The sequence below is a fragment of the Chryseobacterium sp. UYP7 genome, assembly GCF_056279225.1.
Genome location: NZ_JBWBQW010000003.1, coordinates 42458 through 57786 on the forward strand (window position 1 = coordinate 42458; position 15329 = coordinate 57786).

Annotated in this window: 16 protein-coding genes; 2 read left to right on the forward strand and 14 right to left on the reverse strand. The window is 34.4% G+C overall.

Going from position 1 to position 15329, the window contains the following annotated elements; genetic code table 11:
• The first annotated feature begins 68 nt into the window (after window positions 1-68).
• Window positions 69-1433, forward strand: coding sequence for a M20/M25/M40 family metallo-hydrolase (locus tag ACZ9HT_RS07780; RefSeq protein WP_476039908.1), 1365 nt, complete (start codon window positions 69-71; stop codon window positions 1431-1433).
• The gene (locus ACZ9HT_RS07785; RefSeq protein ID WP_476039909.1) at window positions 1433-1786 is read left to right on the forward strand and encodes a diacylglycerol kinase family protein; all 354 of its coding nucleotides are present in this window, start codon (window positions 1433-1435) and stop codon (window positions 1784-1786) included. The genes ACZ9HT_RS07780 and ACZ9HT_RS07785 overlap by 1 nt, the downstream gene beginning before the upstream one ends.
• Here the strand turns inward: ACZ9HT_RS07785 and ACZ9HT_RS07790 are convergent.
• From ACZ9HT_RS07790 to ACZ9HT_RS07855, 14 genes are all read right to left on the reverse strand, one after another.
• Window positions 1783-2556: a patatin-like phospholipase family protein gene (locus ACZ9HT_RS07790; RefSeq protein ID WP_476039910.1), complete on the reverse strand. Its 774-nt coding sequence runs from the start codon at window positions 2554-2556 to the stop codon at window positions 1783-1785. The two genes, ACZ9HT_RS07785 and ACZ9HT_RS07790, sit on opposite strands and share 4 nt — an antisense overlap.
• A gap of 343 nt (window positions 2557-2899) precedes the next feature.
• The gene (locus ACZ9HT_RS07795; RefSeq protein ID WP_476039911.1) at window positions 2900-3277 is read right to left on the reverse strand and encodes a patatin-like phospholipase family protein; all 378 of its coding nucleotides are present in this window, start codon (window positions 3275-3277) and stop codon (window positions 2900-2902) included.
• The gene (locus ACZ9HT_RS07800; RefSeq protein WP_476039912.1) at window positions 3235-3528 is read right to left on the reverse strand and encodes a patatin-like phospholipase family protein; all 294 of its coding nucleotides are present in this window, start codon (window positions 3526-3528) and stop codon (window positions 3235-3237) included. Before ACZ9HT_RS07800 ends, ACZ9HT_RS07795 begins: the two co-directional genes overlap by 43 nt.
• Window positions 3529-3707: 179 nt before the next feature.
• Window positions 3708-4289: an LOG family protein gene (locus ACZ9HT_RS07805; protein WP_476039913.1), complete on the reverse strand. Its 582-nt coding sequence runs from the start codon at window positions 4287-4289 to the stop codon at window positions 3708-3710.
• A 205-nt stretch (window positions 4290-4494) separates the two neighbouring features.
• Window positions 4495-5415: a serine hydrolase domain-containing protein gene (locus ACZ9HT_RS07810; RefSeq protein WP_476039914.1), complete on the reverse strand. Its 921-nt coding sequence runs from the start codon at window positions 5413-5415 to the stop codon at window positions 4495-4497.
• Between the two features lie 394 nt (window positions 5416-5809).
• Window positions 5810-6187: a hypothetical protein gene (locus tag ACZ9HT_RS07815; RefSeq protein WP_476039915.1), complete on the reverse strand. Its 378-nt coding sequence runs from the start codon at window positions 6185-6187 to the stop codon at window positions 5810-5812.
• Between the two features lie 260 nt (window positions 6188-6447).
• Complete coding sequence (locus ACZ9HT_RS07820) at window positions 6448-7131, reverse strand: hypothetical protein (RefSeq protein WP_476039916.1); 684 nt, start codon at window positions 7129-7131, stop codon at window positions 6448-6450.
• 256 nt (window positions 7132-7387) lie between these two features.
• On the reverse strand, window positions 7388-8779 hold the full coding sequence (gene lpdA, locus ACZ9HT_RS07825; RefSeq protein ID WP_476039917.1) for a dihydrolipoyl dehydrogenase: 1392 nt from the start codon (window positions 8777-8779) through the stop codon (window positions 7388-7390).
• A gap of 39 nt (window positions 8780-8818) precedes the next feature.
• Window positions 8819-9217, reverse strand: a complete 399-nt coding sequence (locus ACZ9HT_RS07830) for a hypothetical protein (RefSeq protein ID WP_476039918.1) — start codon at window positions 9215-9217, stop codon at window positions 8819-8821.
• A 95-nt stretch (window positions 9218-9312) separates the two neighbouring features.
• Window positions 9313-10182, reverse strand: a complete 870-nt coding sequence (locus ACZ9HT_RS07835; protein WP_476039919.1) for a fatty acid desaturase — start codon at window positions 10180-10182, stop codon at window positions 9313-9315.
• 60 nt (window positions 10183-10242) lie between these two features.
• A complete protein-coding gene (locus ACZ9HT_RS07840; RefSeq protein ID WP_476039920.1) occupies window positions 10243-10947 on the reverse strand; it encodes a YqjF family protein in 705 nt (234 codons plus the stop codon).
• A gap of 12 nt (window positions 10948-10959) precedes the next feature.
• Window positions 10960-11769, reverse strand: coding sequence for a thiol-disulfide oxidoreductase DCC family protein (locus tag ACZ9HT_RS07845; RefSeq protein WP_476039921.1), 810 nt, complete (start codon window positions 11767-11769; stop codon window positions 10960-10962).
• 201 nt (window positions 11770-11970) lie between these two features.
• Window positions 11971-12474, reverse strand: a complete 504-nt coding sequence (locus ACZ9HT_RS07850; RefSeq protein WP_476039922.1) for a GbsR/MarR family transcriptional regulator — start codon at window positions 12472-12474, stop codon at window positions 11971-11973.
• A gap of 310 nt (window positions 12475-12784) precedes the next feature.
• Window positions 12785-15214: an alpha-ketoacid dehydrogenase subunit alpha/beta gene (locus ACZ9HT_RS07855; protein ID WP_476039923.1), complete on the reverse strand. Its 2430-nt coding sequence runs from the start codon at window positions 15212-15214 to the stop codon at window positions 12785-12787.
• Between the last annotated feature and the right edge of the window lie 115 nt (window positions 15215-15329).

Here is a 15329-nt window from a genome sequence, read left to right on the forward strand (position 1 = left end):
TATTTAGGACTTATTTCGTCTTTAGATAAATTTTCTTAAATTTGGATCTATCAATCTTAATTCAAGTCATGAAATACAATTTAATAAAAATACTTCCGCTCTTTTTGGGCGGAATTTTATTTTCCCAAAACAAACAGGATTCAATACAGTTCAGAAAAATTGCCGACGAAATTTTAGTGAATGGAACGGCGTATGAAAATCTGCGCGATCTGACTCAAAATATTGGACATCGTTTAAGCGGTTCCGCTGCGTACGAAAAAGCCACCGATTGGGCAGTTTTAAAACTAAAAGAAGCCGGAGCAGATAAAGTCTGGAAAGAAGACGTGATGGTTCCGGTTTGGGAACGCGGAAAAGAATCTCTCCAAATCAAAGAAAAAAGTGGAAAATGGAAAACTTTGAGAATGCTTTCTCTCGGAAATTCTGAAGGAACAAAAGGAAAAGATGTAGAAGCAGAAATTGTTTTCGTTAAAAATAAGGAAGAATTCGATAAACTTCCGGATGCGGCCATTAAAGGGAAAATTGTTTTCTTTAATTATGCTTTCAATCAAAAGTTTATTAATACCGGACAAGCTTATGGCGACGCGGGAAAATACAGAAGAAGTGCAGCTTCGTGGGCTGGAAAACGTGGTGCAAAAGCAGTAATCATCCGTTCGCTTTCTTCCGCCTTTGATGATGTTCCACACACAGGAATGATGAAATATGACGCTGACGATACATTCAAGATCGCTGCTGTTGCGATCGGTCCAAAAAGCGCCGATGAATTAGAAAAAACTTTAAAGACTCAAAAAGTAATTGCGAAATTAAATTCAAATTGTGCAATGAAAGGGGAGAAACTCTCCCACTCTGTTATTGGTGAAATCACTGGAAATAAAGATAAAAGCGTCATCGTTGTTGGTGGACATTTAGATTCCTGGGATGTTGGTGAAGGTGCGCAAGATGATGGTGCCGGAATTGTTCAAAGTATTGAAGTTCTTCGGGCTTTCAAAAATATGGGTTTAAAAAATAACCATACGATTCGCGTAGTTTGTTTTGCAAATGAAGAAAATGGGGTAAAAGGCGGAGATCAATACGCGGAAAACATCAAAAAAAATAACGAAAAACATCTGTTCGCCATCGAAACTGATGGTGGTGGTTTTACGCCGCGCGGAATTGCTTTGGTCATGAGTCCTGAAAAACGGAAACAAATTCAATCCTGGAAAGAACTTTTCGTGCCTTATGGAATTCATACTTTTGACTTGCAATACGCCGGAACCGATATCGAACCGATGCAGGAAGCTGGCGTTCCTCTCGCCGAATTAGTCCCGGATTCACAGCGTTATTTTGAGATTCACCATTCCGATGAAGATACTTTTGATAAAGTAAATCACCGCGAATTGCTTTTAGGTTCCGTTGCAATGGGACAATTGATTTACATGATCGACAAAAACTGGTAATGCGCAAACCTCCTTTTTACAAAAGTTTTTTAAATTCAATTCACGGGGTTTTCTGGATGGTAAAATCAGAAAGGAATTTTCAGTTAGAACTTTTTGGTTTGCTCCTGAATATTTTCCTGATCGTATTTTTAAAGCTCAATGCGACTGACACTGCTTTGATATTGATCGTTTGTTTTGCGGTTTTAAGTTTAGAGATCCTGAACACGGCCGCAGAAAAAGTCTGTGATGTTGTACAACCTGAATTTGATGAACGCATTAAGGTCATTAAAGATATCGCTGCAGGAGCCGTAGTTTTAATGTCTTTTGCCGCAGTTTGTGTGGGAATTTTGGTGTATTGGAAATATCTTTTTTAAAGGCTAAAACTTTCATAAGAATCTTTTGCAGCCTGATAACCGATGTCGAAGATCTCTTCAAGTCGGCTGGCTTTTCTCTCAAATGTTCCGTAATTCGCTAATTTTTTAGACGTGATAATCCAGTCACAATAAGAAAATTTATGGATTTCTGTTCGGTGCGACATCAATTCGTAGGCTCTTGTCGTGATGGCTTTAATGGTTTGCAGATCGGCGATTTCTACCTCTTGCGGTGGTGAAACGTAAATTCCTATTAGTTTTTTACAATCCTGATAAATGATATCTGCAGGAAAATTATTCAAAACGCCGCCGTCGCTAAACATTTCGTTGCCCACAATGTACGGAACTGTAATTCCTGGAATCGAACAGGAAGCAATAATGGCATCAACGATTTTATCCTGAGGTTGAAAAATTCGCTGTTCGCCAGAGACTAATTCTGTGGCAATGATCTTTAGATCAACATCCAGTTCTCCCAAAGTCATATCGTGGAAGATCGGACTTAAGTAATTCGAAAAAATAAGAGAGGAAACCAATCCAGGTTTATTGAAGGTAAAATGCCGCCAGTTAAAAAAATAAACGGACTTAAAAAAATCCAGAATTTCATCTCCAGATTTTCCAATTCCATGCAGTGCGCCTACAATTGAACCTGCACTGCAACACGCCAAAATATCCGGCTGAATATTTTTCTCCGCAAAAAATTTGAGAACTCCAGCGTGAGCCACACCTTTTGTTCCACCACCGGAAAGCACTAAACCAAGATCATATTTTTCCATTTTTAATAATTAGTCAAAAGTAAGAAACGAACATTATACTTTGATGAATTTTTGCTTTTTTAAAATGCTAATCTTTGCATCTTATTATATTACAACTCTTCAGCAAATAAAGATATACTCTTTTTAATGCAGTAAAATCAGTTGTTTAGTTGAAATTATCAGTTTGAACAATTCCAATTTATAAATATTTTTTAAGGCTTTATTTTAAAAACGCTGTCATCATAAGATGTTTTTGCAGCTTGATAACCGATCTCGAAAATTTCTTCTAATGTTGCGGATTTCTTTCGAAGGTTCCATAATTAGCTAGTTGTTGGAAGTAATCAACCAGTCGCAGTAAGAAAATTTACGGATCCGTTCGGTGAGAAAGTAGTTCAAACGCTCTCATAGTAACTGATTTTAAAGAATTCAGATCATTAAAGGTCACATCTTGAAGTAGAGAAACTGAAACGCCAATTAATTTTTTGCAATCCTGATGAATAATATCTGCCGGATAATTATTAAGAACGCCACCATCACTAAATATTTCACCACCAACAATATTCGGAACGGTAATTCCAGGAATTGAACATGAAGCAATCACAGGATCGAAGACCTTATCTTTTTTATCAAAAATTTTCTGTTTTCCTGAGACCAATTCGGTCGAAATTATTTTTAGATCAACATGGAGTGCACCGACTCTCATTGGTCCAAAAATCGGATTAAGATATTCCGCAAAAACCATTGAAGAAATAAAACCAGGGTTGTTAAAAGTAAAATGATGCCAGTTAAAAAAGTAAATTGATTTGAAAAATTCAAAATTTCAAGAGGAGTTTTTCCAATGGCGTGGAGCGAACTCACAATTGAACCCGCGCTACAACAAGCGAAAATATCTGGACGGATTTTTTTTTCGCTCAGAAATTTCAAGACTCCTGCGTGTGCAACTCCTCTAACCCCACCACCAGAAAGAACGAGACCGAGTTTAAATTTTTTCATTACTAAAAGTTAGCTAAAAATAAAGTGATGTGGAATGTTTGTATGGTTATTACAAACCAATCAATTAATTAATTAAAAAAATTTCAAAAATAAAAAACCACAAATTAAATTGTGGTTTTGCTTGTAATAGCTCAAGTCAAGACTTTGCGCTGCTAATGTTGTGCGCTCGTACTTCTTTGTTAAACCGTTTCTTTATTGATCCATTTTCCAACCTTTGGAGCTTCATAATTTTTCATTTTGTGCAGCAACTCTTCAATGTTGTCGCTTACTAAAATCATTTCTTGATTTACTTCTTTCAAAAAACCTTTTTCTACCATTGTTTGCACCAAAACCATTAAAGCGTCATAAAATCCGTCAATGTTTAAAATTGCAACTGGTTTTTTATGAAGTCCAAGCTGAGCCCATGTTAGCATTTCAAAAAACTCTTCGAGTGTCCCGAATCCTCCGGGCATTGCGATAACTCCGTCACATAAATCGTTCATTTTAGTTTTTCTCTCGTGCATACTTTCAACCAAAATTAATTCTGTTAAACCATCATGAGCGACTTCCTTAGATTTTAAAAAAGTAGGAAGTACGCCAATTACTTTTCCGCCTTCGCTTAAAGACCCGTCTGCAACAGCACCCATAAGTCCAACATTGGCCCCACCGTAAACTAAGTCAATATTCTGTTTTGCTAATGTCTTTCCAAGTAGCGTTGCCTGTATTTTGTAGCTATCTTCTGTTCCCATACTTGAGCCGCAGAAAACTGTAATTCTTTTCATTTTTATATGTATTTTTGTTTCTGTTTTGAATCGTTTTGGTATGACGGACAGCGGAAAATTAATCAAAGTTGCATCATCACTGAAAGTATTTGAAAATGCTTTTATATTTTTATTCCAGTCGTTTTCTTGTTTTTGGAAGATTTTTTTCAGACTGGAATCGTGAGTCTGTGCTGTCATTCCGCTATTGCTTGTTGAAGCTGACTGGTTATTTTGAGTTCTTTAATATTGTACTAATTGCAGTTGAAATTTCGGAAACTTTTCCGTTATAGTTATTAGTCAATAATATGATGGTCAACTTTCTATCGATATCTGAAACTAAAAGTGCCTCATAACTTCCTGCTCTTCCATGATGATCGTGCTCAAACAAAGTTCCGTTTTTATATTTCGCATTACCTAACGCAGATTGCGTTTCTTCCTGATTAAAGTGCTGACCAATTTTAAACAACGATTTCTTATTTATTAATTCTCCGGAATGAAGGCATTTCGCCCATTTCAATAAATCGTTTGCGGTTAGATAAGTTCCGCCCGTAAAGGGTAAATCTGGTTTGTCTTTAATCAAATTATTGTTAAATCCCTTAGCAATCATTTTCTCATTGGTGAAAGGCGTTAAAACCGATGCGTACATTTTACAAGGTTTAAAGATCGATTTTTCTGCATAAGTTTTAAAAGGTATTCCTGTAATTCGGCTGACAATAAACTGTCTCAAAAAAATATTATTATTGTTATAATCGTATATTGTACCTGGTTTAAAATCAAGCGAATCTATTTGCAATAAACCATTAAAAAGGTCTTCATCAGTCTTAACTTTCTTCCAGTTCACCTTAGGAATTCCGCTGGTATAATTTAATAAATGGCTGATTGAAACTTCATTTGCCCAGATTGATAATTCCGGTAAAAATTTGGAAACTTTGTCTTCTAAATTCAGTTTGCCTTGCTCCTTTAATTGCAATAGTGCGACAGCGCTGAATTCCTTTGTAATGGAGCAAATATTAAAACGGTAATCACAAGTCAATTTTTTCGTTTTAGTTTCATCCGTAAATCCAAAAGACTTGTCATAAATAATTTTATTATTTTTTGCTATCAGTACATTACCGTTAAAAGTTCCATTATGACTATAGAATTTCATTAGAGAATCAATTTTATTGGTGGTTGATTGAGCGAAAACGCTATGGACAAACAGGAAAATTATTAGGAAAAATATTTTATCAAATTGGGGCATATATTTGAATTTTATTTTTGAGGTCGCTTTTATAAATTAGAAAATCAATATTGAGTGAATCGCTGAATAATTGTTTAAAAATCGGGTGGCAATGAAAATCGAAAAATCTCATGGTATTGTGTTTTTAGTTTATACAAATGTAGAGAATGTTGATTTTAGATTTTTGTTTTTGATGTTAAAATATTGGAGGACAAAGTGTTGGTGAATCTGATTTGTTTTAAAGTTTGCTCAAAGTCGGAGACTTTGCGCAGCGCAGAACTTCAAACAAATTAGTTTATATATTTTTTTCATCAGCCTTTTTCTACTTTTTAAAAATTAAAATTATTTTTTTTATAATTATGTAAATTATTAATAGAGGAAATAATGTGAAGAATAATATTGCAACAATACCTGCATAAATTTTTATTAGTACTTCTAAAATAAAAAATAAGCCTATGAAAAGAATTGTAAATAATGGTAATAAAATGACTGCACTTGCTCCCTCTAAAAATCCGATTATTGTAGCCTTACTAGGTTCAAATATTTTAACTCTATCATTACTGTCATATTTTTTATCAATTTCTATCAAAGGAATAAATATTATATAAGTACATAAACTAATTGTTATTAAAATAAAGTACACTAATAATATGATAGATTTTACACCTCCAAGGATCAGAATTTCATGAACTAATTTCATCCATTCATTACTTATCACTGTCCAATTACAAAAAATTATAATAAAAATCACCAAATAGATAATTGGTACAATTACTCTATAATTTTTGTAAGTTAGAAAATAATTTAAAAATTTGATCATCAATTGGTTAAATTTTTAATGTTACAATATACTTGCACAATTTCGCAGTTGCGTCTAATAAGAAAATTCCAAATAGCCTCATTAAATTAATTAATTCAGCCGATTAAAAAAATGTCTTTTTATCAACTATCATTTTTGATTCATTTAATTTTTTCTCTTTCATCTATGGTACATGGTTTAAAAACACTTATTAATTTCTTCTTATTTATAATTTTATAAGAAATATTGAATACAATAAATGCCACCATTCCAACTAAGAAATATTTAATTGATAACAAAATAGATTCAAAAAATGAAATAATGCCTATGGATAAAAAATTCGAAATTAGATTTAAAGCATTTTTATTTTTATCAAAATATTTGATATTATTCGCCGTGTAACCATTTGCTATTCCTGATTGCCAAAAAATAAAATATTCAATTCCATACGATTTATCAGAATTTATTGCATTATGATCAATATCATTTATAACATTCAAATCTAAATATTCTGCTGTCCCAACTGCGTTTCCATAATCATCATCGCCTTTTTCAGTAAAAATGTTAACTCCGTAATAATGCGGATTGAAAGGGAAAGTTTTAGTAGAATGGCTATCGAGAATTAAGACGAATATAATCCCTAAGAAAAATTGAGGAAGCAAAACAAACAATATGATAGATGTATCATAAATGTGTTTTTTATAAATTTTATAACCAAAAAAAATAAATATTGCGAACCATGGTACAGAATAAATATTTACATTTTGGATATATTTAAAAATTACTGCAATGAAAAAAATTAAAATCGAAATTTTTAACCATTCTTTGATAATATTTTTATTCATATATGCTTTTGTTAAATTGTAGATAACTCTCAAATATACATAAGTTCTTTAAATTATAAATAGGCTTGTGAAAACACCAACTCTGCAGCCCGGCTTGAACGGAGCTCTTTTTGTGCAACGCAGTGGAACAAAAAAGCGGGAGTGGAAGACGGAAATAGCTGCCCAAATAAAAATCATAACAACTAGTACAGAAGCTATTAAATAAAAAAAACTCCAGCAAATCACTGGAGTTTTGTATATCAATATTTTGAATATTTTAGATGTGAATCACCTCGCCATAAGCGGCGGCAACAGCTTCCATCACTGCTTCGGAGATGGTTGGATGCGGGTGAATTGATTTTAAAACTTCGTGACCTGTTGTTTCTAATTTACGCGCGACAACTGCTTCTGCAATCATATCGGTAACGCCGTCTCCTACCATGTGACAACCTAGCCATTCACCGTATTTGGCATCGAAAATCACTTTGATGAAACCATCGGTATCACCGTTTGCCGTAGCTTTTCCGGAAGCTGAGAACGGGAACTTACCTACTTTCAATTCGTAGCCTTTTTCCTTCGCTTGCTTCTCGGTTAAACCAACAGACGCCACTTCTGGATGAGCATACGTACAACCTGGAATATTTCCGTAATCAATTTTTTCTACGTGAAGTCCTTTGATTTTTTCAACACAGGTAATTCCTTCTGCGGAAGCAACGTGCGCCAAAGCCTGTGTCGCCAAAATATCACCAATTGCATAATAGCCCGGAACAGAAGTTTCGTACCATTCGTTCACCAAAACTTTTCCTTTATCAGTCTGAATTCCAACTTCTTCAAAACCTTGACCTTCAATATTGGAAGCGATTCCAACGGCCGAAAGTAAAATATCTGCTTCTAAAGTAATGTTTCCAGTTGCCGTTTTCACGGTTGCTTTTACGCCGTTTCCAGAAGTATCAACAGATTCTACGGAAGCGTTGGTCATGATTTCAATCCCTGATTTTCTCAAAGATTTCTCAACGTGTTTTGAAGTATCTTCATCTTCAACAGGAAGAATATTTGGCATAAACTCTACAACGGTAACTTTCGTTCCCATCGTGTTATAGAAATCAGCGAACTCAATTCCGATCGCACCTGAACCAACAACGATCATTGATTTTGGTTGCTCCGGAAGAACCATCGCTTGACGGTATCCGATTATTTTTTTTCCATCTTGAGGAATATTTGGCAATTCTCTGGAACGAGCTCCAGTTGCGATAATGATATGTTCCCCTGAATATTCAGTTGCTTTTCCGTCTTTGTCGGTTACAGAAACTTTCTTTCCTTTTTGGATGGTTGCAGTTCCCATAATGACGTCGATCTTATTTTTCTTCATCAGGAAAGCGATTCCACCACTCATTTTGCTGGCAACTCCTCTACTTCTCTGGATCACTTTCGTAAAATCGAATCCTGGATTTTCTACTTTGTTTAAACCATACTGTTCGGCTTGTTGTAAATATTTAAAAACGTGTGCAGATTTTAACAATGCTTTTGTAGGAATACAACCCCAGTTCAAGCAAATTCCGCCTAAGCTTTCTTTTTCAATAATGGCAGTTTTAAAACCTAATTGTGCGGCTCTGATTGCCGTAACATATCCACCGGGACCACTTCCGATGACAATAATATCGTAGTTCATTATTTAAAAATTTGATGCGAATTTACGGAAATTTTATGATTAATTTTCTAACGGTTTTGATTGCCAGTTTTTAATCAGCAGATAACCATAAAAGAGATAATAGATATTAAAAAGAAATCCAAAAACAAACAAATAGATCATGATACCATCGACATCTCTTTCAAAATCGTAATCTAAAAAAAAGTAGAGGGCAAAACTGAAAATGAAAAAGGACAGCACTCCGAAAAGATAGATGAGATTCAAGTAATTTCTGACTAAAAATAATCGGATGACTAAACCAATGAGATTAAAAACTCCAGTTAAGAAAAGAAGACCCAAATAAATTATTTCAATTTTATGTTCATCAGTTAGTAAAATTACATAAAGGTAGAATAGTAAGGCCGTTATCGACAACAGGAATTGTGAAGCAACCTCGATTTTAAGAATTTTTAATACCATGAAAGTGTTTTTTAAATAGTGTTAATCAGTTTTTATAATGTGCTATATTTATTAAACTACCCAACTAATTTACTGTACTATTTCATTTAAAATTTTCAATTCCATTCCATTTTTTCTAATTCGATGGCGGTTGGTTTTAAGGTTTCATGATTTGCGCATTTTACGTTCCAGATCAATTTTGAGAATTTTAAAATCTTGATGAACTGCCAACTCAGATCAAATTCAAACCAGCGAACTCCGAATCTTGAGGAAGATGGAAAAGCATGATGATTATTGTGAAATCCTTCGCCGAACGAAATTACGCCTAAAATCCAATGATTGTAACCACTTTCATTAGCGTTTGCAATGATATACTTTCGATAACCATGCGTGTGTGAAATGTAGCCGATAAACCAATGCATCAATAAATTAATAGAAATACGAATGGGAAAAATAATCAGAAATTCTTGAAATCCCCAAAACCACCATACCAAAATTGCGGGAATGATGCTGAACAAATACCAAGTTTTGTGCAAGAATTTCAGAAAATGATCTTTATAAAATTCTTTGGGAAAACCATACTCTTCAAGATCTTTTTGATCAACGGTAAAGGAATAATGCAAATACCAAATGAAGTCTTTCCAAATGCTGTGTTGGTAGCCCAGATAAGGATGACAACTGCTTTTGTTTTGCCAAAAATCTCGTGTGTAATGAAGCTTTATCCAAGTCAAAGGACTTCCCATACCGGTGAAAATAAAAAGCATCAAAAGAAAGTTTCGAAATCCTTTACTCGTAGAATAAGCCTGGTGAATAATCCCACGATGAAGACCAATGGAATGTCCGAGTGAAACCGTTAATACACTTATAATGACGGAAATGAGGATCGCACTTTTATTGAGGGCAGCAAAACTAATAAAGAGACAGAAGGCCAGATTTAAATAGAGCCAAGCGGTTTTTTGAGCGGAGAAGTAGACTGGATTTTTCATGACTTTGTTTTTTTTAGTGGAGGATTGATACGGTTTTTAACAGTCGGAGTTCTTATCTTTTCATTTTAAAAAACTCTTGGTTTTCACCGTAACCTGAGAACCTTCGGCAAGCATTACAGAATTTGGTTTACGATGATTCAAAAATTCGAAATCATCGCCATAATTTTCTTTGAAATCCAGATCAACTTTATAATCCGTCACTTTATAAAAATCCCATTTTGGATGCTGAACTTCATATTCGGTGGTGCTATTTTTATTTTTTGTGTATCCAAAATAATGTTCCGTGATGAAATCAAATTCTGATCCTTCAACTAAAGGTTGTGGTAAATTTTCCGCTTCAATTTGAACTTCATTCCAGCCATTTGTTTTCCAGCTGTAAGAAATTTTCATTTTGCCACCTGCTTCTTCAGTCGAATGTTTCATGGGTAAGGTTTTATAATGTTCATTGTAAAAGATATTCGCAACCAATTCTAAGGCGATCTTTGGAACAATTTCCTGAATAAATACTACGCCTCTTTTCCACTCGTTGTTTTCAAATTTCTTAACATAAAATCTCAGATTAACTTCTTCAAAATTTCGGTGAAAAGGAATCGGAATTCCTAACAACTTTGTTTTTAAAAACATAAATCCGACAATGCTGACGTAACATTTCTCTTTCCAAAAATCAAGTTCTACACCTTTCGGTAAATAATTTTCTAAAATTTTTGGATCAACTTCGTAATTAAATATCGCTAATTTTCGCCATTCGGCAGATAAAAATTTCATACGATTGTGGAATTAAATAAATAGGAAATAATAGAGTAAGATAGAAAATATAGAAAATAACAGGAGAGAAATACTTGGCAGATATCCAACCTTTAATAATTTTGACCGTCTTAAATGTTCAAAAAAGATAAAGAAAATAAGGAAAGTCAAAAAGTAGTAAGTCGTTCCAATACTGACATTAAAAAATAAAACCGGAATTGTAAAAAGTGCTGCTATTAGAATTACGGATGCTAAATTTCCGATATATTCAAAGTATTTTTCTTTTCTAAAATTTCTTGTAAATAGCGTTTGCCAACAAATTAAAGCCGCGATAAATAAAAATACTTTTTCAGTTATTAGATTTCCGGAAAAACTTTGACTTAAATATTTTCCAATAATAAAAGATGAAACCAGCGTTACAAAAAACACATAAAAAATTCTGTATTTTAAATTGAAAGTCGGAACGCAGGATTTCTCAGTGATAATTTTGGAGGATGGAACGATCACTTTCCGGTTGTATGAAACAACGGAATAGAATTTTTTAAAAAACCAATAAACCGGTGTTAAGCGTCCAATCTTCTCCATTATTGGAAATGAATTTCCGATGATGAGAAGCAAACTGTCTAAACCGTAAGCAACTGTATTGTTATTATGATTGACTAGCGCAATTTCATTTTTAGCCCGCTCGTAATCAATGATCAATTTGTTTTTTTCTGACATTTCTGAGAAATTTTCCCGACCGTCTTTTTCCAACATTCCAGACTTGATGAACGCGCTGGAATAAACGTTGCACATCGGACAATCTTTGTCGTAAAGTAAACTGTGGTTTGTAAGATTTTTCATGATTTGTAATTCTAAAATGGTAAAAAATCAGATTTTGTTCTTTTGGCATTTTTGAAGATAAAATGGAAGAACCAGTTAAAAATAATATTTTTCATTTTATTTTAATTTTTGTACTTTCAGTAATTAATGAAACTAAGAGGGAAATAAAAAAGGAATTTCTTCCTAATCCTTACCCTAACCTCTCCAAAGGAGAGGAGCTTATTATTTTAAAAGATTGGTGATCTTGCCGACGAGCCAGTGTTCATCGCTTTTGATCGCCAGATCCATTATATTATTAATTTTACTGGTAACGTTCCCGAAATCATTCATCAGTTTAATAAATTCTTTGGCTTCTTCGGAATCGTTATCTTCAATTTCTTTTAATCCATCTAAAAATTCGATAATAGGTTCTATTTCTCTTTTTCTGCGCTCTTTGGTAATTTGTTTAAAGAGAAACCAAACGTCTTTATCTGCGGAGAAATATTCTTTTCGTTCTCCTCTAACCAATTCTTTCTTTACAATTCCCCAATCCATTAAAGCGCGAAGATTGGTATTTGCATTACCGCGGGAAATCTGTAATTCCTCCATCACTTCGTCTGTTGAAAGTGCTTTTCCACTTGCTAACAATAAAGCGTGAACTTGTGCCATTGTTCGATTGATTCCCCAATTGGTGGCGAAAGTTCCCCAGGTTTGAATGTATTGTTCTTTGGCTTCAGCGAGTTTCATTCTGATTGATTTAAATTTCTTTAACAAATATAATAAATATTACTGAACTTTCAATAAATAATGAAAGTTTATTTTAATGATTAGATTTATTTACTCCGATAATTAAATTGGAAACTAAGTTTGGCTAAAGCCAGTTCATTTTGTAAATAAAGAGAGCGGGCTAAAGCCCGCTCCTATTGATATCTAATTAAATATTCATTTTAATTTTATGCTGATTAAAAAACCCTTTCAGCCTTTTAAAAGCTGAAAGGGTTGATTGTCTAAAAACTTTGTCAAAAATTTTAAACTTTGACAAAGTAAATTGTATTGATTAAATCTTCGGAAATTTCGCAGGATTTGTTTCTGAAAATAAGGCGTAAATCTTTTCAACTATATCATCAACACTTGGTTTGCTGAAATAATCGCCATCACTTCCATAAGGCGGACGGTGATTTTCGGCAGAAATAGTTAATGGATCCGAATCTAAATATCTGAATGCCTTTTGCTTTTCTAAAATCTGCTGCAAAATAAATGCAGTTGCACCACCTTCCACATCTTCATCAATCACGACTAATCTACTTGTTTTTTTCAAACTTTCACCGATCTCATGACTTAAATCAAATGGAATTAAAGATTGAATATCGATTACTTCAGCAGAAATTCCAATTTTTTCTAGTTCCTGAGCAGCTTCCATCACCAATCTCCACGTTGAACCGTAAGTGACAAGAGTAACATCTGAACCCTCTTTGGTGACTTCAATTTTTCCAACAGGAACTGTGAATTCGCCTAAATTATCCGGTTGTTTTTCCTTCAAACGATATCCATTCAAACACTCAATGATTAACGCGGGATCATCAGATTTCAACATCGTATTGTAAAATCCTGCAGCTTTCGTTAAATTCCTTGGAACAAGAACTAAAATTCCTTTAGACAAATTGAGAATTCCCGCCATTGGAGAACCTGAATGCCAAATCCCTTCTAATCTGTGACCACGAGTTCTGATAATTAAAGGTGCTTTTTGTCCACCTTTCGTGCGGTATTGGACTGTCGCTAAATCATCGCTCATGCCTTGAAGACAATATAAAATATAATCCAGGTATTGAATTTCAGCGATTGGTCTTAATCCACGCATCGCCATTCCAATTCCCTGCCCAAGAATTGTCGCTTCCCGAATTCCGGTATCTGCGATTCTTAGTTCACCATATTTTTCCTGAAGCCCCTCTAATCCTTGATTTACATCACCGATATTTCCGGCGTCTTCTCCAAAAATTAAACATTCCGGATAATTTTCAAAAATCTTATCAAAATTATTACGAACGACTACCCGACCATCTACGGTTTCTGAAGCGTCGGAATAAATTGGCGCAATTTCTTTAATGTCAGTAGCTTTCCATTCAGACTGCGAATATAAGTGAGATGAATAATTGTCTTTTTCAACTGAGAAAAGTTCCTCATATTTGTTTTGAAGCGTTTGTCTTTCAGGAGTTTGATTTGTTCTTGTGGCCATTAATGACTTTCTCACCAAATGAAAAATATCTTTTTTTGCTAAAGAAATCACCTTACCAAAATTTTCTAATTCGGTAGCAACGTCAACATTTTGACTTTTTAAATTTTCAACCAAAGGAAGAATTGCTCCTTTTAAATCCTGCATTGTCTTCTGGTAATTTTCCCAGGCTCTTTTCTGGCCGTCTTTAACAAATTTCTTTGCGTAAGATTCTATATTTTCCAGTTCTTGTATAGTCGCTAAACGTTGTTCCTCGCCTTCAATTTCTATGGAATAATCTAATACCCATTCTCTAAATTTAAGCAGACCATCAAATTCACCTTCCCATTTTAAACGTTCTGCATTTTTATATCTTTCATGTGAACCGGACGTTGAATGTCCTTGAGGTTGAGTTACTTCTATAACGTGAACAACGACAGGTACGCTTTCCGTTCTTGCAAAATGTTCAGCTTTCGCATAAGCGTCCAAAAGTGCGGGATAATCCCAGGCTTTCACCTGAATAATTTCACAACCTTGGTTTTCGCCTTCATTTCTTTGGAAACCGGACAGCATTTCTGCAATATCAGCTTTGGCTCTTTGATTTTGAGTAGGAACAGAAATTCCGTAACCATCGTCCCAAATCGAAGTAATCATCGGAACTTGCAAAGCGCAGGCAGCATTTAAGGTTTCCCAAAAATGTCCTTCTGCAGTTGATGCATCGCCGATTGTTCCAAAAGCAACTTCGTTACCACCAATTGAAAACTTTTCTGAGCCTTCAAATTTTACCGATTTATAAACTTTCGAAGCCATCGCCAATCCTAATAATCGTGGCATTTGCCCTGCAGTTGGGGAAATATCTGAAGAAATATTCTTTTGACTCATTAAATTTTTCCAGCTGCCGTCTTCGTTTAAACTTCGGGTCGCGTAATGACCGTTCATTTGTCTTCCCGCAGAAGCAGGCTCGCGCTCAACACTTGTATCTGCATATAATTGAGCAAAAAAACTTTCGACAGAAACTGCATTAATTGCCAGAGCGAACGTTTGATCGCGATAATAGCCGGAACGGAAATCGCCATCTTTAAATACTTTTGCCATCGCTAACTGTGGCAATTCCTTTCCGTCGCCGAAAATTCCAAACTTGGCTTTTCCCGTCAGCACTTCTCTTCTGCCGAGATAAGACATTTCACGGGAAATTCTTCCGAGACGATAATCTTCTAGTATATTTTTTTTAAAATATTGGAAAGAGATTTCCTGAGTTTCAATATAAGTTTCCTGCATAACAAAGTGATATTTTACAAATGTACGAAAATAAGGAAACCTGTAAAATACCATTAATAGAAAATTGGTTTTACACTACCTATAAAAACGATTCTTCCGCGAAACAATCCGCGGA